This window comes from Mucilaginibacter sp. P4_A11, from assembly GCF_056402535.1.
Window position 1 is genome coordinate 206,894 of the sequence record NZ_JBFUHE010000010.1, and the last position, 23,492, is coordinate 230,385.

Annotated in this window: 22 protein-coding genes; 11 read left to right on the forward strand and 11 right to left on the reverse strand. The window is 43.0% G+C overall.

Annotated elements, in window-relative coordinates:
• The first annotated feature begins 2 nt into the window (after nucleotides 1-2).
• The 5 genes from AC1DUD_RS19890 to AC1DUD_RS19910 all read left to right on the forward strand — a co-directional run bounded on the left by AC1DUD_RS19890 (nucleotide 3) and on the right by AC1DUD_RS19910 (nucleotide 6,191).
• Nucleotides 3-1,889 (forward strand): RagB/SusD family nutrient uptake outer membrane protein, encoded by a 1,887-nt coding sequence (locus AC1DUD_RS19890; RefSeq protein WP_477377539.1) that lies wholly within the window; start codon nucleotides 3-5, stop codon nucleotides 1,887-1,889.
• A gap of 19 nt (nucleotides 1,890-1,908) precedes the next feature.
• Nucleotides 1,909-2,613, forward strand: a complete 705-nt coding sequence (locus AC1DUD_RS19895) for a DUF3823 domain-containing protein (protein ID WP_477377541.1) — start codon at nucleotides 1,909-1,911, stop codon at nucleotides 2,611-2,613.
• Between the two features lie 22 nt (nucleotides 2,614-2,635).
• Nucleotides 2,636-3,781 (forward strand): hypothetical protein, encoded by a 1,146-nt coding sequence (locus tag AC1DUD_RS19900; RefSeq protein ID WP_477377543.1) that lies wholly within the window; start codon nucleotides 2,636-2,638, stop codon nucleotides 3,779-3,781.
• 80 nt (nucleotides 3,782-3,861) lie between these two features.
• A complete protein-coding gene (locus AC1DUD_RS19905) occupies nucleotides 3,862-4,869 on the forward strand; it encodes a family 43 glycosylhydrolase (protein ID WP_477377545.1) in 1,008 nt (335 codons plus the stop codon).
• A 35-nt stretch (nucleotides 4,870-4,904) separates the two neighbouring features.
• Nucleotides 4,905-6,191: a glycoside hydrolase family 99 protein gene (locus tag AC1DUD_RS19910; protein ID WP_477377547.1), complete on the forward strand. Its 1,287-nt coding sequence runs from the start codon at nucleotides 4,905-4,907 to the stop codon at nucleotides 6,189-6,191.
• 251 nt (nucleotides 6,192-6,442) lie between these two features.
• Here AC1DUD_RS19910 and AC1DUD_RS19915 read toward each other — a convergent pair whose 3' ends face one another.
• Together AC1DUD_RS19915 and AC1DUD_RS19920 are read right to left on the reverse strand one after the other, a co-directional pair.
• Complete coding sequence (locus AC1DUD_RS19915; protein ID WP_477377549.1) at nucleotides 6,443-7,507, reverse strand: M20 family metallo-hydrolase; 1,065 nt, start codon at nucleotides 7,505-7,507, stop codon at nucleotides 6,443-6,445.
• A gap of 201 nt (nucleotides 7,508-7,708) precedes the next feature.
• Nucleotides 7,709-9,013: an MFS transporter gene (locus AC1DUD_RS19920; RefSeq protein ID WP_477377551.1), complete on the reverse strand. Its 1,305-nt coding sequence runs from the start codon at nucleotides 9,011-9,013 to the stop codon at nucleotides 7,709-7,711.
• 144 nt (nucleotides 9,014-9,157) lie between these two features.
• Between AC1DUD_RS19920 and AC1DUD_RS19925 the strand changes: the two genes are divergently transcribed.
• A complete protein-coding gene (locus tag AC1DUD_RS19925) occupies nucleotides 9,158-10,444 on the forward strand; it encodes a DUF2851 family protein (RefSeq protein WP_477377553.1) in 1,287 nt (428 codons plus the stop codon).
• Nucleotides 10,445-10,448: 4 nt separating this feature from the next.
• Nucleotides 10,449-10,670, forward strand: a complete 222-nt coding sequence (locus AC1DUD_RS19930; RefSeq protein ID WP_022830549.1) for a PspC domain-containing protein — start codon at nucleotides 10,449-10,451, stop codon at nucleotides 10,668-10,670.
• Between the two features lie 107 nt (nucleotides 10,671-10,777).
• On the opposite strand, the gene AC1DUD_RS19935 is transcribed toward AC1DUD_RS19930, so the two are convergent.
• The gene (locus AC1DUD_RS19935; RefSeq protein ID WP_121224761.1) at nucleotides 10,778-11,137 is read right to left on the reverse strand and encodes a DUF1493 family protein; all 360 of its coding nucleotides are present in this window, start codon (nucleotides 11,135-11,137) and stop codon (nucleotides 10,778-10,780) included.
• A gap of 168 nt (nucleotides 11,138-11,305) precedes the next feature.
• Between AC1DUD_RS19935 and AC1DUD_RS19940 the strand changes: the two genes are divergently transcribed.
• The gene (locus AC1DUD_RS19940; RefSeq protein WP_477377555.1) at nucleotides 11,306-12,064 is read left to right on the forward strand and encodes an HAD family hydrolase; all 759 of its coding nucleotides are present in this window, start codon (nucleotides 11,306-11,308) and stop codon (nucleotides 12,062-12,064) included.
• Nucleotides 12,065-12,146: 82 nt separating this feature from the next.
• Here AC1DUD_RS19940 and AC1DUD_RS19945 read toward each other — a convergent pair whose 3' ends face one another.
• Nucleotides 12,147-12,659 carry a GNAT family N-acetyltransferase gene (locus tag AC1DUD_RS19945; protein WP_477377557.1) on the reverse strand — a complete coding sequence of 171 codons (513 nt, stop codon included), beginning with the start codon at nucleotides 12,657-12,659 and terminating at the stop codon, nucleotides 12,147-12,149.
• 173 nt (nucleotides 12,660-12,832) lie between these two features.
• On the opposite strand from AC1DUD_RS19945, the gene AC1DUD_RS19950 reads away from it, so the two are divergent.
• Both AC1DUD_RS19950 and AC1DUD_RS19955 read left to right on the forward strand, forming a co-directional pair.
• Nucleotides 12,833-13,750 (forward strand): DnaJ C-terminal domain-containing protein, encoded by a 918-nt coding sequence (locus AC1DUD_RS19950; protein ID WP_477377559.1) that lies wholly within the window; start codon nucleotides 12,833-12,835, stop codon nucleotides 13,748-13,750.
• A gap of 12 nt (nucleotides 13,751-13,762) precedes the next feature.
• Entirely contained in the window at nucleotides 13,763-14,053 is a 291-nt protein-coding gene (locus AC1DUD_RS19955; protein ID WP_477377561.1) for a chaperone modulator CbpM, read from the forward strand.
• 161 nt (nucleotides 14,054-14,214) lie between these two features.
• Here AC1DUD_RS19955 and AC1DUD_RS19960 read toward each other — a convergent pair whose 3' ends face one another.
• The gene (locus AC1DUD_RS19960; RefSeq protein WP_477377563.1) at nucleotides 14,215-15,801 is read right to left on the reverse strand and encodes a MutS-related protein; all 1,587 of its coding nucleotides are present in this window, start codon (nucleotides 15,799-15,801) and stop codon (nucleotides 14,215-14,217) included.
• Between the two features lie 194 nt (nucleotides 15,802-15,995).
• On the opposite strand from AC1DUD_RS19960, the gene AC1DUD_RS19965 reads away from it, so the two are divergent.
• Nucleotides 15,996-16,277 carry a hypothetical protein gene (locus AC1DUD_RS19965; RefSeq protein ID WP_477377565.1) on the forward strand — a complete coding sequence of 94 codons (282 nt, stop codon included), beginning with the start codon at nucleotides 15,996-15,998 and terminating at the stop codon, nucleotides 16,275-16,277.
• Between the two features lie 38 nt (nucleotides 16,278-16,315).
• On the opposite strand, the gene AC1DUD_RS19970 is transcribed toward AC1DUD_RS19965, so the two are convergent.
• From AC1DUD_RS19970 to kaiC, 6 genes are all read right to left on the reverse strand, one after another.
• Nucleotides 16,316-18,232: a PAS domain-containing protein gene (locus AC1DUD_RS19970; RefSeq protein WP_477377567.1), complete on the reverse strand. Its 1,917-nt coding sequence runs from the start codon at nucleotides 18,230-18,232 to the stop codon at nucleotides 16,316-16,318.
• Between the two features lie 210 nt (nucleotides 18,233-18,442).
• On the reverse strand, nucleotides 18,443-19,219 hold the full coding sequence (locus AC1DUD_RS19975) for an enoyl-CoA hydratase/isomerase family protein (RefSeq protein ID WP_477377569.1): 777 nt from the start codon (nucleotides 19,217-19,219) through the stop codon (nucleotides 18,443-18,445).
• 82 nt (nucleotides 19,220-19,301) lie between these two features.
• A complete protein-coding gene (locus tag AC1DUD_RS19980) occupies nucleotides 19,302-20,969 on the reverse strand; it encodes a PAS domain-containing sensor histidine kinase (protein ID WP_477377571.1) in 1,668 nt (555 codons plus the stop codon).
• 2 nt (nucleotides 20,970-20,971) lie between these two features.
• Nucleotides 20,972-21,307: a circadian clock KaiB family protein gene (locus tag AC1DUD_RS19985; RefSeq protein WP_477377573.1), complete on the reverse strand. Its 336-nt coding sequence runs from the start codon at nucleotides 21,305-21,307 to the stop codon at nucleotides 20,972-20,974.
• A complete protein-coding gene (locus tag AC1DUD_RS19990; RefSeq protein WP_121224739.1) occupies nucleotides 21,308-21,607 on the reverse strand; it encodes a circadian clock KaiB family protein in 300 nt (99 codons plus the stop codon). It lies immediately after the preceding gene.
• On the reverse strand, nucleotides 21,607-23,355 hold the full coding sequence (gene kaiC / locus AC1DUD_RS19995; protein WP_477377575.1) for a circadian clock protein KaiC: 1,749 nt from the start codon (nucleotides 23,353-23,355) through the stop codon (nucleotides 21,607-21,609). The genes AC1DUD_RS19990 and kaiC overlap by 1 nt, the downstream gene beginning before the upstream one ends.
• Between the last annotated feature and the right edge of the window lie 137 nt (nucleotides 23,356-23,492).

Genomic DNA, 23,492 nt, shown 5'->3' on the forward strand with positions numbered 1-23,492 from the left:
ACATGAAAAGTATTAAGAAATTAATTATAACAATAACTGTAGGAATGGGCGCAGTGGTGACTTCCTGCCAGAAGCTGAATATCCCGCCAACCAATATCGTTACTACGGATATTATATACAACAGCGAGGCCGGCGTTAAATCGCTCCTGGCTACTATATATGCAAAGTTACCCATTGAGGATTTTAAATACCGGCCGGATGGCGGCGATGATAATGCCGGCCTTCATGTCCCTGGCTTTAATCCAGGAAACCCGTGGATGAATTTTTACAATACGGCCTCAGTTACAGGCGAAGAGGTAGGTCCCTATGGCGGCATGGATATTGGCGGCGGTTTCGGTTACTGGCCATACGGCGATATCCGGAATGTGAATATCCTGATAGCTGAACTGCCTAAACACGCGGCTGCCCTTACACAGGCAACTGTAAACTCACTTTTGGGCGAGGCGCATTTTTTACGGGCATATTATTACTTCGGCCTGGTAAAGCGTTATGGCGGCGTTCCGATAATAACCGTTCCGCAGGATCCCGGTGCACCGTTGGCAACCTTGCAGGTACATCGTGATAAGGAACAGGCCACCTGGGATTTCATAGGCGCAGAGCTTGATTTAGGATACCAAATGCTGCCCGAAACCAATGATGCCGGCAGGGCCAACAAATATGCTGCCGCCGCATTAAAATCAAGAACGATGCTGTATGCCGCCTGCATTGCCAAATACGGCTCAGTTAACTTTGTTGACGGTGCTGCACGATCTCAAGGTTTGGTAGGAATCCCGGCAGATCAGGCAACTAAATATTTCCAGGCTGCTTATGACGCTGCTAAATTATTAGACGGCCACTATTCGCTGTACAATGCGAATTCGTCAGACAAGGTTAAGAACTACACTGACCTGTTTTTGGATGCCGGCAGTAAGGAAAATATTTTTGTCAGGCAGTATTCCCTTACCCTTAACATTAATACCCCTGCAGGCGCGCACAGCTGGGATGCTACCATGTCGCCGGGTCGTATGACTGCCGGTGGGCTTTCGCGCTCCTACCCTACGTTGGATTTTGTGCAGCTTTGGGGCAATTTGCCTTTAACCAATAGTGACGGCACACCTAAACGTTTCAGCAGCCTTGCAGAATTGGCTCAGGGACTGGAACCACGGCTCCGGGCAACCGTTTACTTTCCCGGCGAAACGCTGAGAGGACTTGCTTTTGATACGCAAAGAGGTATTTATCCATCATTTAGCGGTACAGCCGCGGCCGAAGTGGCTAAGGCCCCAAATTCACGTTCATGGGTATTGCAAACCGATCCAAACGTGTTATACCCCAGTGCTGGTGATCCTAACGCCAAACAGATCATTGGCTTTACCGGTATTTCAAACAACCTGGGTGATGACCAGTTAACCCGTACCGGTTTTTACGTGCGTAAATATATTAACTATAACGCTGCTAAAACCAACGTTGACCTGTATAAGAGTATCCAGCCATGGATTGACCTTCGTTATGCAGAGGTGTTACTGAACCGTGCCGAAGCAGCCATAGAATTAGGCAACACAGCAGATGCCTTTGAAGACATCAGGCAGATAAGGGAACGGGCAGGTGCAACACCTTATGCTTCTATTGATCTTGATAAAGTGCGTAAGGAAAGGCGTATGGAGCTGGCCTTTGAAAACCAGTATTACTGGGACCTGAAAAGGTGGAGGACTGCCGATGTAGTGCTTGACCGCGCACATTTTAAAGGCCTGATGCCTTATTATGTATTTAATGAAAGTAAATACATATTCCTGGCCGAGACCGAACTCTTCAACCGTGAATATACTTTCCAGAAGCAGTTTTATTACGAGCCAATTCCGGGTGGTCAAATAAACCAGAACCCCAATCTGCTTCCTAATAATCCTAATTATTAAGAAATAAAAAATTTGAGATATGAAAAAACTGATTAATATATTGTGGATAGGCGTGGCTATGCTGGCAAGTTCAGCCTGCACAAAAACAGATAATTACGATGGCCCTAACGCGTCGCTCCAGGGCAATATCATTGCATCTACCGGCGGCAACTTACTTACATCGGGGGGCAGCAGCCAGATAAGGCTTCAGCAAATAGGCTGGACCACCCCGCAAACCATCCCATGTAAATTTGACGGCACGTTTGAAAATTCAAAACTTTTTAAAGGCGGGTATAAAATTGTACCTACCGGGGGCGCTTTCTGGCCCGTTACCGATACGGTGACCGTTAATATTGATAAAGGCACAAAGCATGATTTTACGGTTACGCCATACCTTTTGATCAAAAACTTCACCCACACGCTAACAGGTACCACACTTACGCTCACATTTGATATAGACGCACCCATTATTGCCGGTTTGCCAACTATTAAAGATGTACAACCTTATGTAAATACTACAAGCCTGGTAGGTGCCGGGGCCTCTATCCGTGATTTTTCGGATGTGAACGCCAAAAGTATCAACAAGGCATTTATTGATATGAGCGCCGCTGAAAAATCAATAACTCTTACTGTGCCCAACCTTATTCCGGGCCGTACCTTTTTTGTACGTGTTGGAGCTCGTCTGAATGACAGCTTCAACAGCTCAAATTTTTCGGAAATAGTACAGATAGATATTCCTAAATAAGTTAATCAAAAACCAAAAGGAAATGAAATTCATTAAAACAACGATGGTATGCTCCATCCTGATGATAGGCCTGGTAGTTGCAGGCTGTAAAAAAGAAAAATACACCTCGCGCGATACTTCATTCCTGAAACCACCGCCGCCCGATACTACAGCCCCGCCTCCGGCCGACCCTACGTTGATCACGTTCGACAATGTGGATAAAGCGGATGGCTGGCAAACCGTAGGTGCGCCTAACATAGAAACCGCCGGCCAAAAAGAAGGCGCCGGTTATCTAAAAAATACCATTGCAAGCGGTGGCGATTTTATGCAGTTTATAAAAGACGTAGCCACGCCTTTTAATACCAAACTTAACGCTGATAACGGCCAGTTTAAATTCTGGCTGTACATCTCAGACGTAACTTTGCTTAAGGCCGACGGTTCTATTGAGATCACAAGTTCCGGAAAATCTGATGATCACGAATCGGCCTGGGATGTTGCACCTTTGATCCCAAGCCTAAAAAACGGATGGAATGAAATTGCACTTAATTTCAGCAAGGCAATCAAAACCGGCGATGGCGGTGCCGATTATTCGGCCATAAACCACTTCCGCATCTTCTTTTTTACAACAAGTAAAGATCATGCCCCTTTGGTTACCGGTATCGACGACCTGGTGTTCAGGGCTGCTCCTGCGCCGCCTCCTGTAATTTTTGATAATGTTGATAAAGCCGATGGCTGGCAAACCGTTGGTACGCCCAACATAGAAACTGCCGGCCAAAAAGAAGGCACCGGCTACTTAAAGAATTCCATTGCCAGTGGCAGCGACTTCATGCAGTTCATTAAAGATGCTACTCCACCGGTTAATACCTCATTCGGTGAGGCGGATGGCAGGTTCAGGTTTTGGTGGTATGTATCTGATGTATCCTTACTTAAAGCTGATGGGTCTATCGAGATCACCAGCTCTGGAAAATCAGATGATCATGAATCAGCCTGGGATGTGGCACCGTTAATACCAACGCTTAAAAACGGTTGGAACCAGATAACGCTCGATTTTGACAAATCCATCAAAACAGGTGACGGCGGTGCCGATTACACAGCTATAAACCACTTCCGCATCTTCTTCTTTACAAATAGTAAAGATCATAGCGAACTGACTACCGGTATTGACGACCTGAGGTTTATCTCAAAATAATTATTCCCCAATCAAAATTAATAATAAGCCGGCTGCAGGATCTATGACCTGCGACCGGCTTTAACAACAGAGATATTATAATGAATTTAACCACTTTACTTAAACCCTTTGCTGTAAAAGCTTTGCCTGCCGCGCTGGCAATAACGTTTGTATTTGCAGGAAGCAGCTGCACCAAAGCCCAGGAAAAAGCCAATCAGCAGAAAAAAACTAAAACCGATACCACCAGTGGCAACCCATTTATCAGGAGTATGTACACGGCCGATCCATCTGCACACGTTTGGGCCGATGGCCGCTTGTATGTTTATGCGTCGCATGATATTTATCCGGCACGCGGCTGCGATTTGATGGACCAGTATCACGTTTTCTCGACAGATGATATGGTGCATTGGAAAGACCATGGGGAAATCCTACGCGCCGCCCAGGTATCCTGGGGACGCAAAGAAGGTGGTTTTATGTGGGCCCCTGACTGCGCGTACAAAAACGGAACCTATTACTTTTACTTTCCGCATCCAAGCGATACCAAGTGGAACGAAAGTTGGAAAATTGGCGTAGCAACCAGCAAAAGCCCTGCAAGCGGCTTTACCTCACAAGGCTATATCAAAGGGCTGGAATCAATGATTGATCCCTGCGTTTTTGTTGATGACGATGGCCAGGTTTACTTTTATTACGGTGGTGGCGGCACCTGCAAAGGCGGCAAGCTAAAGGATAATATGATGGAAATTGACGGTGAAATGAAGCCGATGGAAGGCCTTAAAGATTTCCACGAGGCAAGCTGGGTACATAAACGCAACGGGATCTACTACCTGTCATATTCAGATAATCATGATGTTAACGGCAAACATAACCGCATGAATTACGCCACCAGCAAAAGCCCGCTTGGCCCCTGGACGTATGGCGGCATTTACATGGACCCAACCGATAGCTATACCAATCACGGTTCTATTGTGCAGTTTAAAGGGCAATGGTATTCATTTTATCATACCAGCGCATTATCACACGAAGACTGGTTAAGATCCATCTGCGTAGACAAGCTTTATTACAATGCCGATGGTTCTATCAAAATGATTGAGCCTACAGCTTCAAAGTAGATAATCGACCACACAAGCCTATTAATCAACAATCTATGAAAAGTACCAGAAGTAAATATCCAATAACCATCTGCCTTGTTGCGATGGTGGCTTTGGCATTAAGCTGCTCAAAGAAAAGTAATGGCGGAGGCGGTGACATTAAACCCGATGATAAACCAAAAGACACGATAGACCTTACCCCTTCGCCCGTTGGCGATGTGGTAGGCAAAGTAATTGTTGGTTACCAGGGATGGTTTGCCGCCATTGGCGATGGCTCGCCGATTGATAGGTACTGGCATTGGTCACAAACCTGGGAAGAGCAACCATCGCCAACCAACAAGGCTATTGTATCATGGCCCGACGTGCGCGATTACACCAAAACTTTCCCTACTAAATATGCAAACCTGAACAATGGCCAGCCGGCAAATGTATTTTCATCCTTTTCCGACCAAACTATTGATATACAGTTTAAATGGATGAAGCAATACGGCATTGACGGCGCTGCCCTGCAGCGCTTTAACCCAAGCGGACTGGAAGGCCCTGTACGCGATGCTATGGCAGCTAAAACCAAAACAGCGGCCGAAGCAAACGGCGTTAAGTTTTACATCATGTACGATGTAAGTGGCTGGAAAAACATGCAATCGGAAATAAAAACCGACTGGACTAACAAAATGTCCGTTTATACCTCCTCTCCTGCTTATGCAAAGCAAAATGGTATGCCTGTAGTATGTATCTGGGGCTTTGGTTTCAGCGATGACAACCATCCTTTTACGGCCGCCCAGTGTTTGGATGTTATCAAATGGTTTAAAAGTAAAGGATGTTATGTTATTGGTGGCGTACCTACCCACTGGCGCACCGAGGATAGCGACTCAAAACCGGCATTTCTTTCGGCTTATAGCGCTCTGGATATGATATCACCATGGATGGTTGGCAGGATTGGTAATAAAAGCGAATCGGATAATTTTTACAGCTCGGTTAACCGTCCCGATGTTGCGTATTGCAAGGCTCACGGCATTGATTATCAGCCATGTATTCTACCCGGCGATTTACAGGGGCATCAGCGTGCTCACGGAGATTTTATGTGGCGCCAGTTCTTCAATATGCAAAGCGTAGGCGCTAATGGCCTTTATATTTCCATGTTTGATGAATACAACGAAGGTAATCAGATAGCCAAAACTGCCGAAAGTCAGGATTTTGTACCGGCAGGCTCATCATTTGTAACCCTTGATGAAGACGGTACAGCTTGCTCTGCCGATTACTACCTGAGGCTTACCGGTGACGGTGCAAAGATGTTTAAGGGGCTAATTCCGTTAACGCCTGTAAGACCTACGCCGGTTAAATAGCTTTTAAAGCTTTCCCCTTATTAATATAAACCCCTTTAGCCGTTTGGTTAAAGGGGTTATTGTTTTATTAAATAAACTTCTTTGTCATCCTGAGGAACGAAGGATCTTCTTCGAGATGCAAAATAATCGCATCTCCACCACGTCATTGCGAGGCACGAAGCAATCCCAAACTATACAGAGCAACTTGCAAAGAGTCTCTGCCTGTCGGGGATTGCTTCGTGCCTCGCAATGACGTTTATTATAAATCCGGTTTAATTAATACTCTCCAGCATTTTAATATACAGCTCGATACCCTCCCTGATCTCATCCACATAAACAAACTCATCAGCAGTATGAGAACGTGCGGAATCGCCGGGGCCAACTTTTATGGATGGAATATCAAGCAATGATTGATCGGACGTTGTCGGTGAACCATAGGTAATACGGCCAAGCGCAATACCGGCCTGAACTATGGGGTGTTCTTTTGGGATAGATGATGGTTTTAACCTGATAGAACGCGGTTTTAACTCGCTTACCACATGCTCCCGGATGATCTCCAATACTTCCTCATTACGGTAAGCATCGGTAACACGCACATCAACAGTGTAAACACAGCTGGCAGGTACCACGTTATGTTGTGAACCAGCATTAATAATGGTAACCGACATTTTTATCGGCCCAAAAACTTCTGATTCTTTCGGGAATTTAAACGAGCGGAACCACTCGATATCAGTAAGGGCCTTGTAAATAGCGTTCTCCCCTTCTTCGCGGGCAGCATGCCCGGCACGGCCGTGGGCAGTACAATCCAACACCATTAAGCCACGTTCGGCAATAGCCAGCTGCATCAGGGTTGGCTCACCTACGATACCAAAAGATAACTGACCAAGTTCGGGAATAATTAATTCAAGGCCATTCACACCTGAGATCTCCTCTTCGGCAGTAGTAGCTAAGCAAAAATTATATTTCAGGTTTTCCTTATCATGAAAGTACAGGAACACCGCTATAAGCGAAACAAGACAGCCTCCGGCATCATTACTGCCAAGACCATATAATTTACCATCTTCAATTTTTGCATCGTACGGGTCACGTGTATAGCCCGAATTGGGTTTAACGGTATCGTGATGTGAATTAAGCAGGATGGTTTCTTTTGCCGGATCGAAATGTTTATTCCAGGCCCATATGTTATTTAGTTTGCGATGGGTGGTTACACCATGTGATTCAAGAAATTCGTTGATCAGATCGGCTGTGCGGTCTTCCTCTTTACTAAACGACGGGATGGATATCAGTTGTTGCAGTAATGTTACTGCCAGTTGAAATAAATTGCTTGTTTCAGTCATAAATTTAAGGGTTATCCCTTGTAATGAACGGGCAAAATTAATACTTTTTATTGATCAGAATTTTCAGAATTCAAGAATTAGCAGGATTAGTATTAGAAAGGCCAATCCGCCTAATACCTAATTAACGATTAAATAACAATTAGTTTACATTGTTGCTTTTTCATTCTGTGAATTTAAAAATTCTGTAAATTCTGATTCAGACTACTCATCTTCCATTTTTGAGTGTTTACGCGTATCGTTCATAGTGATGTACAGGATCAATGACAGCGCGATGCAAACAGTCACATACCAGTAAAACCATTGCGCATGATGCTCATTTTTGAACCATAAGGCAATATACTCGGCAGTGCCGCCAAATAACGATACGGCTATGGCATAAGGGAAGCCTACACCCAGTGCGCGTACATTAGCCGGAAAAAGTTCGGCCTTTACAACCGCGTTGATGGAGGTATAGCCGCTTACAATGATTAGCGCGCAAAGAATAAGCGCAAATGCAACCCAAACATTTTTGGTATGACTTAGCAAGGTCATAATAGGGACAGTGCAAAGTGTACCCAGTATCCCAAAACCTATAAGCAATGGTTTACGGCCAATTTTATCTGATAGTAAGCCAAATAGAGGCTGTATCACCATAAAAACAGCCAATGTTAAGGTTGAAATGAGCGTAGCTGCGCTTTTGCTAAAGCCTGAGGTGTTAACCAAAAACTTCTGCATATAGGTAGTGAACGTATAAAAAGCCAGCGTTCCGCCAATGGTTAATCCTATTACCGTAAAAACCGCTTTAGGGTGCTGCGTTAAAGCTTTTATAGTACCGTTCAGAGCATTGGATTTGCTTCCCTCCTTTTCAAATGATGCCGACTCCTGTAAGCTCCGCCGTAAATACATGGTGGTAACGGCCAGTATTGCCCCTATGCCAAAGGGTATGCGCCAGCCCCAGTCGTGTAATTGTTTTTCAGATAAAAATGCTCTTTGCAGCAAAACCAACACCCCCAACGCCATCAACTGCCCCATAATGAGCGTTACATATTGAAAACTTGAGTAAAAACCGCGATGTTTTTTCGTGGCCATTTCGCTTAAGTATGTGGCACTGGTACCGTACTCGCCACCAACACTCAGGCCCTGGATAATACGGGCTAAAACCAACAGTATAGGTGCAGCAACACCAATCGATTTATAGCCCGGCGTTATGGCAATAATGAGCGAGCCGACACTCATGAGCAACACAGAAAATGTGAGCGCGGTTTTACGACCGCGTTTGTCGGCAAAGGTCCCCATTACCCAGCCGCCTATTGGCCGCATTAAAAAGCCTATGGCAAAAATACCCGCCGTGTTTAAAAGCTGTACAGTTTGATTATCTGAAGGAAAAAAAGCATCTGAAAAATAAAGGGAAAAGGCTGTATAAGCATACCAGTCGTACCATTCAACCAAATTACCCAGCGATCCCCCAATGATGGATTTAATGCGCCCACCCGTGGTTTGGGGTAATGGTGATTTTATTTCATTCATAGGCTTGGCAGATATTGTTGGTTTCCGTAATATTAGGGATTTTAAAATAGAGGTACAATACCAATATAATAACCGGCATATTTAACTTTAATAAAACTTAATCAACCTAATCTAACCCTATCAACCATTCACTAAACTACAACCATGCTTTTCACCGAAGATTTTTTGCATTACATCTGGAAGTTCAGGCTTTTTGAACGCGAAAACCTGCAAACCGTAGATGGCGAAGAACTGGAGATCTTTTCGGCAGGGTTGCATAATTCTGATTCGGGTCCTGATTTTCATAATGCCAGGATCCGCATCGGCGAAACGGTTTGGGCCGGAAATGTGGAAGTACACCTTTCTGCCTCCGACTGGCAAAAGCATGGACATACACACGATGGGGCGTATGATACTGTGATACTGCATGTAGTTTATCGCAATGATGTGCCGTTGTTTCTGCCAAACGGGCGCAAAGTCCCAACGCTTGAACTTCAAAACCGCATCAGTGAAGAGCTTTATAACAAATACCATAAACTGGTATTCGGCAATCAGACTTTTATTCCCTGCGAAGCTGGTATAGCAACCGTTGACGGCCTCACCATGCAAAACTGGCTTACCCGGGTACTTGTTGAGCGGATGGAAAAGCGATCGGCCAATGTAGCGGCAGTTTTAGCACTTAACAAAGGCGACTGGGAGGAAACTTTTTACCAATATCTGGCAGCAAATTTTGGCTTTAAAGTTAATGCCTTGCCATTTGAACTAATGGCTAAATCGCTGCAGCAGCTAATCCTCGCCAAAAACAAAAACAACGCTATGCAAATAGAGGCGCTGATATTTGGACAGGCCGGCTTTTTAGAGGGTGAGTTTAAAGATGAATACCCTTTGAAACTCCAAAAGGAATACAGGTATCTCAGTAAAAAATATAACCTTAAACCGATTGAGAACCACCTGTGGAAGTTTATGCGGTTAAGGCCTCAAAACTTTCCGACCATCAGACTGGCGCAATTTGCAGCGCTTATAGTACAGTCAAACCATCTGCTATCCAAAATACTGGAAATTAAAGAGGTGAAAGCCCTGCGTGGTTTGTTTACAGAGATAAAAGTGAACGATTACTGGGAAGATCACTATCGGTTTGACGTACAATCCAAGCCATCGTCAAAAAGTATGGGCGATGGATCTGTTGATATTTTGTTGCTTAATACTGTGGCCTTGTTCCTCTTTAGTTATGGCAAACAGCATCAGCAACAATATTATATTAGTCGTAGTCTTAAATTATTAGAAAATTTACCGGCCGAAAAAAACAATATTATCGCCGATTTTGTTAACTTAGGAGTGAAAATTGATACTGCGTTTGAATCACAGGCATTGCTTGAGTTAAAAAATAATTACTGTAACTATAAGAAATGCCTGCAATGCGGCGTTGGTAATAAGATACTAAAACTGGCCTGACACCATGCTACAGCGAATACTCACTTTTTTTGAACGGTACTCTTTTGGCGTATGCACCTATCTTGGCGAGCGTTTTAATATTTCTATCTCCAAGATCCGACTATTCTTTATCTATTCTTCGTTCCTGGCGGTAGGCTTTCCGCTTATATTCTATTTCTTTGCTGGTATTGTATTGGATATCAGAAATTTCATCAAACGTAAACATACCGGGGTTACAGATCTTTAACCGCTGATCATTTCTGATTACGTTGATTTCGCTGATTGTTATTTTGGGGATTTCCCTGATTGCTTTTTGATTTCACCGATTCCGGATTAGTGAAACCTATCTCATCCTTAAACCAGTTTACCTGTTTTAACGGCATCCTGCAGGTTACGCACTTTAAATTTGGGAGTGTAGCAGTATTGGGCCAGTTGTTTAACCCAAGTGGTGTTGTAGCCAAACATCAATTTTATCATTTTTACCCGGGTTGAGCCTTTGGGATAGCCGTATTTATACCAGCTGAATTTGGAGGGATCCACATTAAACTCTTCGGCAAAATCGGCAAGAAAAAGGTCTATCTCAATATCAAAAATATCCAAATCAAGATCGATACTGGTGTCGAGGCTAAGACTATGTGGATCAATATTGTGAATCTTATACCTGTTGCAATAATCAACAATAAATTCTTTTAAGGGTGGCAGTATCTCTTCCATTTAAACGAATATTAATTTGACCATTTAAGTTATGAGACGTAGCTTTTGAAATAAGGTTGCATACAAATTTACTTTATTTTTAAATGGCTTAAATTGAGCTCCATAGTTAATAAATGTTAAATTTTTATTGCGGCTTAACGGCCCTTTTACTACTAAAATCAACCTGATGTGTTATTATTGCACCAGGTAAACCAGATACTTCAAATGAACTTAAAAGTAATTGCCTTTGATGCCGATGATACCCTTTGGGTAAATGAACCTTACTTTCAAGCTACCGAAGAAAGGTTTTGCAGTCTGCTTGAAAATTTTTCGCCCCAGCATACCATTTCTAAAGAGCTTTTTAAGGTTGAGGTTGATAACCTCCCGCTTTATGGCTACGGGATAAAAGGCTACATCCTGAGCATGATAGAGGCGGCATTGAGCATTTCCGAAAAAAACATCAGTGTTGAGGTAGTAGAAACGATACTGCAATATGGAAAGGATATGCTTAACCAACCGATAGAGATCCTAAATGACGTAGAGCATGTATTATCATCACTAAAAGACCATTACAGACTGGTAGTTGCTACCAAAGGTGATCTGCTTGACCAGGAGCGCAAGCTCAAAAAATCGGGACTGGCTCATTACTTTCACCACATCGAGATTATGAGCGATAAAAAGGAAGATGATTATATCAAGCTGATCAAACATCTTGACATCAATCCCGAAGAATTTATGATGATTGGTAATTCCCTAAAATCAGATGTGATGCCAGTGATTAATATTGGCGGCCATGCTATTCACGTACCCTTTCACACTACCTGGGCGCACGAACATGTGGAGACCGTTTTAACCCACGAAAACTTTAAACAGGCTGATAAGATCAGTGAAGTGTTGGCGTTTGTGTTAGAGTCCGGAAGTCCGAAAGTCAAAAAGTCCGAAAGTTAGCTTTACAGACACACCTATTAACTTCTGACCATTCCAGAAACCTATTTCTCTTTCGGACATCCGACTTCCGGACTTTCCGACTTTAAATACTTTTCTCCATCACTATCAGTTCTATGTGCTGTTTGGCATCGCCGAAACGGCCATGTGCATGAAATGGCTGGATTTCGCCGGTTGGTTTGTAGCCACGGCGCTCGTACCAGCTTATCAGTTCAAAACGTGTGCTGATCACCGTCATGGTTAGCGTATGGCAATTGTGTTTACGTGCGTAAACTTCGGCTTCTTCAATTAAGGCACGCCCTACCCCTTTATTTTGCAGCAATGGCGATACACTAAACATCCCTACATACAGCTTCGGATACCTGATTTCAAGATAAACTGTACCGTTAATATAGCCATCTTCGTCGGTATGTTTTAAAATGATGATATTTTCATCATTCATATAAGTGGTAAGTGTTTCTTCATCAATGCGGATGCCATCAATTAAGTTGGCCTCGGTTGTCCATCCCTTCTTGGAGCTTTCGCCACGGTAAGCACTATTCACTAAAACGTTAAGTTCAGGAACATCAACAAGGGTGGCTTGGGTTATTACAGGCATATGCTTTAATTTAAGGACGCCAAATGTAGTATTTGCAAACTTTAAATAAAAGAACAAGTCATAATTTTAAAGCCAGTGTAGTTATATCAAATGACATTAAAAAAGCAATTCGTTTTAAAACCAAGCTGTATATTTAGTAGTTAATAACACATCTGTTTATATTAAACCCCGCCATGGCTTTTATAGATTATTACAAAGTATTAGAGCTTGATAAAAATGCATCCGAAAAGGATATCAAAAATGCATACCGCAAACTGGCCCGCAAATATCACCCCGACCTTAACCCTAACGACGAAGAGGCCAACAAAAAGTTTCAGCAGTTAAACGAGGCAAATGAGGTATTAAGCGACCCGGAAAAGCGAAAGAAATACGATAAATACGGTGAGAACTGGCAGCATGGCGAAGCATACGAACAACAGGCACGGCAACAAGCCGGAGGGCAAGGTGGTGGTTATGGCGGTTTCGGCGGTGCAGAGGGATTTGGCGGCGCTGAAGGTTTTGGAAGTGAAGATTTTTCAGATTTTTTCCAGTCGATGTTTGGCGGTGCAGGAAGCGCACGCGGAGGCAGGCAGGCAAAATTCCGCGGGCAGGACTATAATGCCTCGTTGAGCTTAAATCTTCGCGACGTACTTGAAACACATAAGCAAACGCTCACCGTTAATGGCAAAAATATCCGCATCAGTATACCAGCAGGTATCGAGAACGGACAAACCATTAAAATAGCCGGACATGGCGCTCCGGGTGTAAACGGCGGCCCTGCCGGTGACCTCTATATTCAGTTTAACGTTGCCCCTGATCCAAGTTTTAAACGCGATGGCAATAACTTATATACTACATTAAAACTTGACCTGTACACGGCAGTTTTGGGCGGTGAAGTAACGGCGGATACATTAAACGGCAAAGTTAAAGTGAAAGTAAGCCCCGAAACACAAAACGGTGCCAAAGTAAAGCTGAAGGGCAAGGGTATGCCTGTTTACAAAAAAGAAAATGAATTTGGCGATCTGTACCTGACATACGATATCCAAACCCCAACCAACCTTACCGAAAAACAAAAACAACTGTTTGAAGAACTGGCAAAATCATCAACCTAAATTAAACACATTATGAAAACAGCAGAATTAATAGCCGCAAACGATTTTTGTGTATATCATAATGTTGAGTACACTTTTATTACTTCATTACATGAAGCGGGGTTGGTTGAAATTACCATTATCAATGAAACCACCTTCATCCCCCAAACCGAACTTCAAAAACTGGAAAAACTGATCAGCCTGCACGAGCTGGATATCAATATAGCAGGTATCGAAGCTATCTCCCACCTGCTTGAGCGGGTTGAAAAACTACAGGAAGATATGAGGTACTTGAAAAACAAGCTGAGGTTGTATGAGGATTAGCTTTTACCGTCTTTAAAAGAAAGAATATATAACGCGTCATTGCGAGGCACGAAGCAATCGCGAACTCTACAGGGCGACTTACAAGGTTGCTCTGCCTGTCGGGGATTGCTTCGTACCTCGCAATGACGCTATCTTAATTAATTGCAGAATCGCCGCCGCCACTACACCAAATACTTATTCATCATCCGTTCGCTTATGATATTAGCTTCATCAATAACCGGTTCGGGGTATCCCATTGATTTGAGGATGGCGATGCCGTTGGTATTTTTAAGCAGGCCTTGTTTCAGGATATAGTCAAATACCAGTACCCGCCCGTCTTTTGATTCTGAGAAAGAATAAACAACAAAGTCCTCATCCAGCAGTTCGGCCAGTTCAAGGTCATGGGTTGAAACAAACACAAAATTCTGGTTAGCGGTGATGTACGAAAGCACTGATTTTGCCGCAGCTATACGCTCAATGGTATTGGTACCCCTGAAAATCTCATCGATGATCACCAGGCTTTTTATTTCTTCTTTTTGAGAACTGTTATCTATGATATTTAAAATGGCAGAAGCCTGCGCCTGGAAGTAACTCTTCTGTTCATCAATATTGTCGCTGGTTTTGATACTGGTTTGGATCTTCAGTAAAGGAGCTTTATAGGCTTTTGTACAGCTTGTAAATATGGTTTGCGATAGTAGCGTATTTAATGCCAGCGCTTTAATGAATGTAGTTTTACCCGCCATGTTCGATCCGGTGATCAACGCTCCCCTGTCGGCCTCTGTGGTAAACAGCGAATTGGTTACACAGTTAGCTACCAACGGGTGAAATAGTTCAGTGACCTCTATTTTGTTGCCATCAACACCCGTAAATTCAGGCTTTGAATAAAGCGGCAAGCCATCACGAATAGATTGTATAGCTATCAGCGTATCTGCCCGGCCAATAAATTTGTATACTTCTTTTATATCGGTGCTGTATTTACTAACCTGTTTTAACGATGATGTGTAGGTATTGGGTTCAATTACAAAAAGCAATTTAAACAACTTAAAAGCCGCATAACCGATATCGCTCGTACTGCTCACGAAGCGGCTTTCTAAATTCACAAACTTAAGCGCACGTTTTAAACCTGTTAAATTGGTAAGACTTTGTTTTACCGCTGTTGCCGTACCAAATTTCCCGCTTTTTACTAACGCCACTGCTACCTTATACATGATCAGTAATTGCGGTAAGGATCTGGCATATCCCGAGATAGTCTTCCGGTTGGTAAGAAGTATAGCAATGTTGTAAGCAAACAACAACATCAAAAAGATAAAGATGTAGATATTGGGAATAACGATGAGCGATACTAAAGCCGCAATAATCAGGAATGGAGAAACCTTTGCGTAAAAGTTTACAACCGATGAAAACACCGGTTTATGCTCTTTAAGAAAAAGATCGGCTATGAAGTAAGCATCCGGGCTATTAAGCTTTGACAATTCCACTTCGAGCCGTTCACGGCCGGGGATATCCATATTAAGGTCCTCAACATCGTTGTCAAGATCATGCAGCGCATCGATATCAGTTGAGGGGTTATGCAGTAAATTAAACAGGTATTGCTTACCGGGCTTGCTGTTTGTTCTGTCGATGTAATTGAATACGCTTACCAGGTCAAGGTCATGCGCTGTTTGGGCCGAAAGCTTATTTTTATCTCCTGATGAATCTAAATAAGTCCTGATCAGATCAAGGTTTCGGCGGCTACCAATAGGCTTGCCCCACTTGCCCTGAATTTTCACCAACCTCTTTTTTGCCCAACTTAACTTATCATAATACGCCTTAATATAAAGCACTCCAATTATGATAAGGATAACTATTGCAGAAAAGACAAAGTAATACATGTCTAAAAATATAAAATTTTAATTAAACCCAGCCATCAATCCATAGTCATAATTATGTATTACAACTTAGGTATTAACTAAAATTTAACGCCATGAAATTTATCCGTTTTTCAATAATAGCTTTTGTAATGATGTTTTCATTTCAATTTGCAAAAGCTCAAAGTATAAGTATCAATGCACATTTTGGCCGTCCTTATCATAGGGTGGTATATACAAGGGGCTATTACGGAAGGCCTGCCTACTATGGACGTGATGTTTATTATAACCGTCCTGTTTATTACGGTCGTCCCCGGTATTATTCAACAAGATACTACGATGCACCTGTATATTATAACAGGTATTACCGTGTTCATCACTACTGCAGGCACTGGTAAAACAACAGGAAGCCACCGCATTACCGGTGGCTTTTTATTTAATCATGGCTGGCAGCATCACTGGCCATTTCAACAATTACAGCGTCAAGGCGCTCAAGTTCAGTTATCATATAGTCAAGTGTTTTGGTATCGGCAGGGTTGTCTTTCAATAATCCTGCAAGGCCTTTTAAATTGGCTACCGGGCTGCGCATATAGTGCGATTGTTTCCAGGCCATATTTTTTATACGGTTTATATGGTTATGGATCCTTTCGTAAGCTACCTTCAGGTTATTTTCGATATTCTTTCTTTCGGTAATATCATAAAGGGCCATCATCAGGCCTAATATATTTTCCTGGCTATCCTTTATTGGGAACAGGCGTACATAAAACCAGCATTTTGAACCATCAGCCTGGAGATAATCCACCTCGTAGCTTACATTATGGCCGTTTAAAACCTGTTCCGTAAATTCAACAAATTGCGGAAACCTTTCAGGCGGAAAGAAATCGGCAAGCCTGTCATCATTTTGAGGATCATGATTAAACTGGATTCTTACAAACTCAATAGCTTTATGATTGAATGCCAAAACCTTCAGGCTTTTATCAAACACCGCATAAGCAGTATCGGTTGTGTTGAGAATAGTTTGCAGGTTGGCTTCCGATTTTTGAAGCAACTCTTCCGAAAGGAGTTTTTCAGTAATATCATTGGCAACTGAAAGCCGCACCAAACGCCCCTCGTACATGATATCCTGCCCGAAGATCTGCACATTGATCATCGATCCATCCTTTTTGCGGTGACGGGTGGTTATGGTATTGCCCCACACGGGCGCTTCCTCAGCGTAACCCTTGTACATTGCATCCCATTCTTCAGGAGGTCTTACATCCTTTATGGTCATGCTTAAAAACTCCTCGGCGGTATAACCATAGTGTTTTGTAGCAGCATGATTTACGGCAATGATCGAGAGGTCGCTTTTTGCTATCATCCACATGGGCATGGGATTGCTGTCAAAAAGGAGTTTGTATTTTTGTTCGGATAACCGTAGCTCTTCTTCAATCTTTTTCCGTTCGGTTACGTCTATCATTGAGCCGATGATAGCGGGCTCATCATCAATCTGTGTCGCCGTACCATAAAACTCAACCCAGTTAGTTGAGCCGTCTTTACAGCGGCCCATAACCTCGTAATTTACACTTTCCACCTCTCCCGAAAGCCTCGCCCGGACATGTTCCAGTGTAAGCGCTTTATGCTGTTCACTAATGATAACATCAACCGACGAAACGCCGATCAGTTCATCAGGCTCATAACCAAAAACGTGGGCAAACCGGGGATTAACATATATAAATGTGCCCTTTTGAACAATATAAACACCTACCATTGATTTTTCGGCAAGCGTGCGGAATTTAAGTTCAGCTTCCTCAAGGCCCGCCTGCATTACTTTACGATTGGTAATATCACGGGCTATCACCAGTACACTATCTTTGGTAAATCTTTTTACATTGATCTCTACATCAAACACCTGCCCGCTTTTTTTCACAAAACGCCGCTCCTTCATTACCGCGGTATGCAGATCATCCGGGCCCAGCAGCACCGGTTCGGATTTCAGATTTTCGGGGTCGATGATCTGCTCAACTTTAAGCTGCAGCAATTCTTCCCGATGATAACCGGTCATTTTACACAGACTGGCATTTACTTCGGTAAAACGCCCTTCAAAGTCAATTACATAAATAGCGTCAGAAGCGTGTTCAATAAGTGAGCGATATTTTTCTTCACTAACCTCCAGTTTAACAACGGTTTCAACAAGTTCAGCAGCGTGGTGCTGCATCTGTTCGGTAAGGGCATTATTAAGCTTAATGATCCTATTTTCGCTTTTAAGCCTATTATTTTCAACGTAATTAAGCAGTATGAGGGCGGTGATGGTTATAATTATACAAGCTATTGTATTGAGCAGCCAGCTTGTTATCAGCAAACAAGAAACAAGCATGATAAGCATGCTTATTATAATAACGAACTTGTTTTTCTGCGGATAGTTCATTCAAATAAAGTGATGAGCAACGATGCCCGTGTAAAACGACTATCTGATTGGTTAAAAAACTGATTTAGGCGTACAAATGTTAAATTACAACTAATCTATTAAAAATGAGAAGCATCCGTGAAACTATATAAAACAATCGCCCCCCATAACCTATCTCCATTACTTTGACTTATTATTAAAAAAGGAATGCAATGCCTGCTGTGTAAATTCCGACAGCACCAGCTCACCGCTTATTGCGGCACGTTGTTTAAGCAAATCGTCCCAATCGGCAGTACCTTCCCAAAGCACCTGCTTTAAAGAGGTAAGCGCTGCCGGATTATAGGAGGCCAGCTTTTCAGCAAGCTCATATACAGCGGCATCAAGCGCCGGAAGATCTTCGTAAACCTCATTATACAAACCATTTTGTTTTGCCCATTGAGCAGTTTGAAAATCAGTTGCCTTAATACTGAGTTGAGAAAATGCGGATAAGCCTATTTTACGAATCACCGCCGGGGCTATTACAAAGGGGCCGATACCAATAGTAAGCTCACTTAGCTTTATTGATGCAGCCTCGCTGGCCAGGCAGTAGTCGGCAGCGGCGGCGAGGCCCACGCCTCCTCCAACTGCTTTTCCCTGTACCCTTCCAATAATTATTTTAGGACATTTACGGCAGGCGCTGATGACGTTAGAAAAGCCTTCAAAAAACTGCGCACCGGCCTCCTTATCTTTAATCTGCAACAGCTCGTCAAAACTTGCACCTGCGCAAAAAGTACGGTCTCCCCCGCTTTTTAAAACAATGACCTTTGTTTCCGGATCATTGCCGGCGTTGGATATCGCGTCAGCAAGTTGTTTTAACAGTTCTGATGGCAGGGAATTTTGTGCCGGGTGATAAAAACTAATAGTTGTTACACCATTAGCGTCATTTGCAATTGATATATTTCCGTTTTCGGCAGACATATTTTATGCTTTATATCAGGTTTTAGGCCAATATCAGAAGTATTTATGTCAACTGCAATTTTGAGCCGAAATAATCAGGCACTTACTTTTGAAGCAAAGGCAGCTCAAAATAAAAAGTTGCACCTTGACCAAGCTCACTTTGAACACCGATATCGCCATTATGATTGTTAATGATGTCGGCCGAGATGTAAAGGCCCATGCCGAGTCCGCTGGCCATAAACTTTTTATCCTCAACACGATAAAACCGTTCGAAGATATGCTCGATTTGCCCGGCCGATAAACCGATGCCAAAATCTGTCACGGATACACGTACTTTTCCATCTACGCTCCTGGTCTCAACAATGATCTTTTTATTATCTGCTGAATATTTCACAGAGTTGTTGATGAAATTTACCAGCACCTGTTCAAGTCGTCCGGCATTACCGGCTACAAAAAGATCTTTCTCTGATCTGTTAATAAAATCAAATTCGGGGTAAAGGTGAACAGCGTTTTCGATAGTCGAAGCTACAAGGTCGCGGAGGTTTACTTCATTCATGGCATATTCAAGCCGCCCGGCATGGATCTTACTTACATCAAGCAAATCGTTTACCAAACGCTGAAGCTTATTTAAAGCAACATTTGCCTTTTCAACATATTGCTTTACCATCATTGGTACTTCCTCTTTTTTATAAATGGCGATAAGCTGCAAATAACCTTTCAAACTGGTTAAAGGCGTTCTTAGTTCATGACTGGCAATCCCAATAAACTCATCTTTTAAATCCAGTTGTTTTTTTTGCTCTTCAATATCGGTAGCGGTACCTACCCAAAAAAGGATCTCCCCTTTATCATCTCTTAATGGTTCGGCCCGGTTAAGGTGCCAGCGGTAAGTATTGTCCCAGCGCAGATACCTGTTTTCCAGTTCAAAAACTTTCCCGCTATTCAACGATGCCAGGTAAACATCCATCGTTTTTTGCAGGTCATCGGGGTGCACGATCTGTTGCCAGCCCCATCCAGCCGTTTCGCCATACCTCCTGCCTGTATAATCAAACCAGCGCTGGTTGTAAAAGTTAACTTCGCCACCCGGCAGGTTTGTCCAGGTCATTTGGGGAATGTTGTTTGCCAGCAGCTTAAAGTGTTCCCTACTGATCAGCAAATCGGCGGTACGCTCCTTCACGGTATCCTCGAGCTCATTGTTTAACCGCTCGGCAATATTCTGGGCTTCTTCCAGCTGATCATTTTTAATTTTCAGTTCCCATTCTGTTTCCTTTTGATCGGTTAAATCTGTTAAGATCAGGCTTAAAGCCGTCCCCTCGTCAAGGTCGAGCGTGGTGCAGGACAATAAGCAGGGCGTCAGCTTACCATCCTGGCTTGACAACAATACCTCACCCTTACAGTCGTTATTCCATCCATCCTTTATTACTTCCCTATATTTTCCTGACGAAACTTCTGCAATAAAAGTGTCAAAATAAATACCGATCACTTTTTCAAGCGGTTCACTAACCATTGTCGCAAAGCGCGAATTGCTATATAAAATAATGCCTTCCCTGTTTAGGGTAACGGCCCCCTCGTTCATTTTTTCAATAAATACACGATAGGTTTGATCGGCCGTTTTCAGGGTATAAAGCTGGTGCCCCTCGTTGCCCTTGACTACAAGTGCATCAACCTGGCCGCTGCGAATAGCGTCAATAGTATCATTAGCTTCTTCTAACTGAAAACGAAGTTCATTGTTTTCGGCCATTAACTGCTCATATGTATATTTGAATGATTCCATGATCAACTTTCTGAATATATACCAAGCCCCTTCAAAACCTTAGTGGTGTTTGACATATCCCCTATCAATTTCCGTTCAGCACCCGGTGATTTTTTGACAAGTAAGGGTAATGCTACAATCTGTTCGGCTTCGGCTATAAGTGGTTGCTGGTAAACATCAATTATTTCCAGCTCGTAATTAGCTTTTATATATTGTTCACAAATATTTTTAAGATTAGTAATAGCCCGGATGGAATTGGGGGATGCTCCAATCACAAATAAACGCAATCGAAAAAGTTGGCTTTCGCTATCACTTAAATTATCATCGGCATTTAAAGGCGATTGGTTTTGCTCCGTCATTTATTTATTATTTACAGGCCTGATGTTCAATCCCACCAACACCTTTTCTTCATTACTTAAATCGCCTATTATTTTGCGAATCGGTTCAGGCACTTTCCTTACCAGCGTGGGTACAGCAAAAATCTGGTCGCCCTCAGCCAGTTGCGGCTGCTGCAGTAAGTCAATCACTTCAATAACATACTGGCCTTTCAAATGTTCTTCACAATATTTTTTAAGATTGGTTAGTGCGGTAACGGATTTAGCAGTTCTGCCTGCCACGTACAACCTTAATTCATATTTTATAGCTTCTTCCAGTTCCATTACTTTTTATTTTTTGATTTACTTTTAGGAACATTCACATTCCCACGGCGGATATTGGTTATCTCCTGCCGGTTCTTTTCAATGATGTCCTGTTTTAATTCATCCTCGAGGTACATTTTGTTAAGCTCTTCTTCCGCCGATTCAAACTCGGCCTGCAGGCTTGCTATTTTCGATTCAAGCATCATACGCTTGCGCAGGATCTCTTTATCCTTACGGGAAACGGCAAAATCCCTGAGTGCCACACCGGTCCTTTCCTTTAATTTTTGCGCTTCACGGGCCGAACCGGTAAGTACCCCTTCAGGGCCAAGATATACATCAACCAGGTTTAACCCCTGATCAGTTATGGTAAACTCCCGTACCTGGTTTGAATGGCTCATACCGCGCGATTTCATGATATACAGTCCCCTGTTGCGTTCACCGTTTGATTCAATATCCCGTACAAGCAGCCATGCATCAACTAATGATGACACGCCCTCATCAGTTTGCTCGCTAACCACTGTATTTAAACTAAGCGCAGTGAACATAACCGTGATCTGCTCGTCCTGTAAAAAATCTATCAGCCTGATAAGCATGGATTTCACCTCACTCACCGAGCCCACAGTAATCAGGTTTGTAATAGGGTCAAGAATTACGGCCGCGGGTTTAAATCTTTTAATGATCTTATAAATAGCCACAAGGTGCATCTCAAGCCCATACAGTGTAGGGCGCGAGGCATGAAACTCAAGTAAACCATTATCAACATGTTTTTGCAAATCGATGTTGATTGATTTCATATTACGAAGGATCTGTTTTGGCGATTCCTCAAAGGCGAAATAGAGGCATTTCTTTTTATTGCGACAAACCTCATTGGCAAAGCTGGCCGCGATACTTGTTTTACCGGTACCTGCGGTGCCCGAAACCAAAATGCTGCTGCCCTCAAAAAAGCCCTTGCCACCAAACATGCTATCAAGCGACGGGATACCCGACGAAATCCGTTTTGATGACACTTCCTTTTCAAGCCGTAACGAAGTTACAGGAAGGACCGAAATGCCCTCTTCATCAATCAGAAAAGGATATTCATTGGTACCATGCTGCGAGCCGCGGTATTTTACCACGCGCAAACGGCGGGTGGAGATCTGGTTGATAACCCTGTGGTCAAGCAGGATCACGCAATCTGAAACATACTCTTCAAGTCCCTGTCGAGTCAGTGATGCTCCTTCTCCCTTCTCGCCGGTTATAACAGCGGTAACGCCTTTATCTTTCAAAAAATTAAAAAGCCTTCTTAACTCGGCACGCAGTATAACCTGGTTTGACAGGCCTGAAAAAAGGTTCTCCAGCGTATCTAAAACTACCCTTTTAGCGCCAATACTATCAATCGCATAACCTAAGCGAATAAATAAGCCTTCCAGGTCATACTCGCCTGTTTCCTCGATCTCGCTCCGGTCGATATGCACATGGTCAAGCCTTAATTTTTTATCATCCTGAAGTTTACGCAGATCAAAGCCAAGCGATGCCACGTTCGCGGCCAGTTCATCTGCTTTTTCTTCAAAAGCCATAAATACACCGGGCTCATTAAACTCGGTAGCGCCCCTCACTATAAATTCAAGCGACATCAGCGTTTTGCCGCAACCGGCTTCACCACATATTAACGTGGGCCTGCCTTTAGGTAAACCGCCACCTGTTATTTCATCTAAACCGGCGATGCCTGTAGGTGTTTTAGGCAATTGATCAAATGTTGTAAGCTGTTGTTTTTTATGTAGTTTGGTCATATAACTCCAATCTGTGTTAAGCTACCTGTTTACTATAACCATCAAGCATCCAGGATTTTGTTTTATTGGTATGGTAATAAAAATACTTGTAAAATTGTTTTGGGATATTTGATTTTGTGACAGTAAAAAGTCGAAAA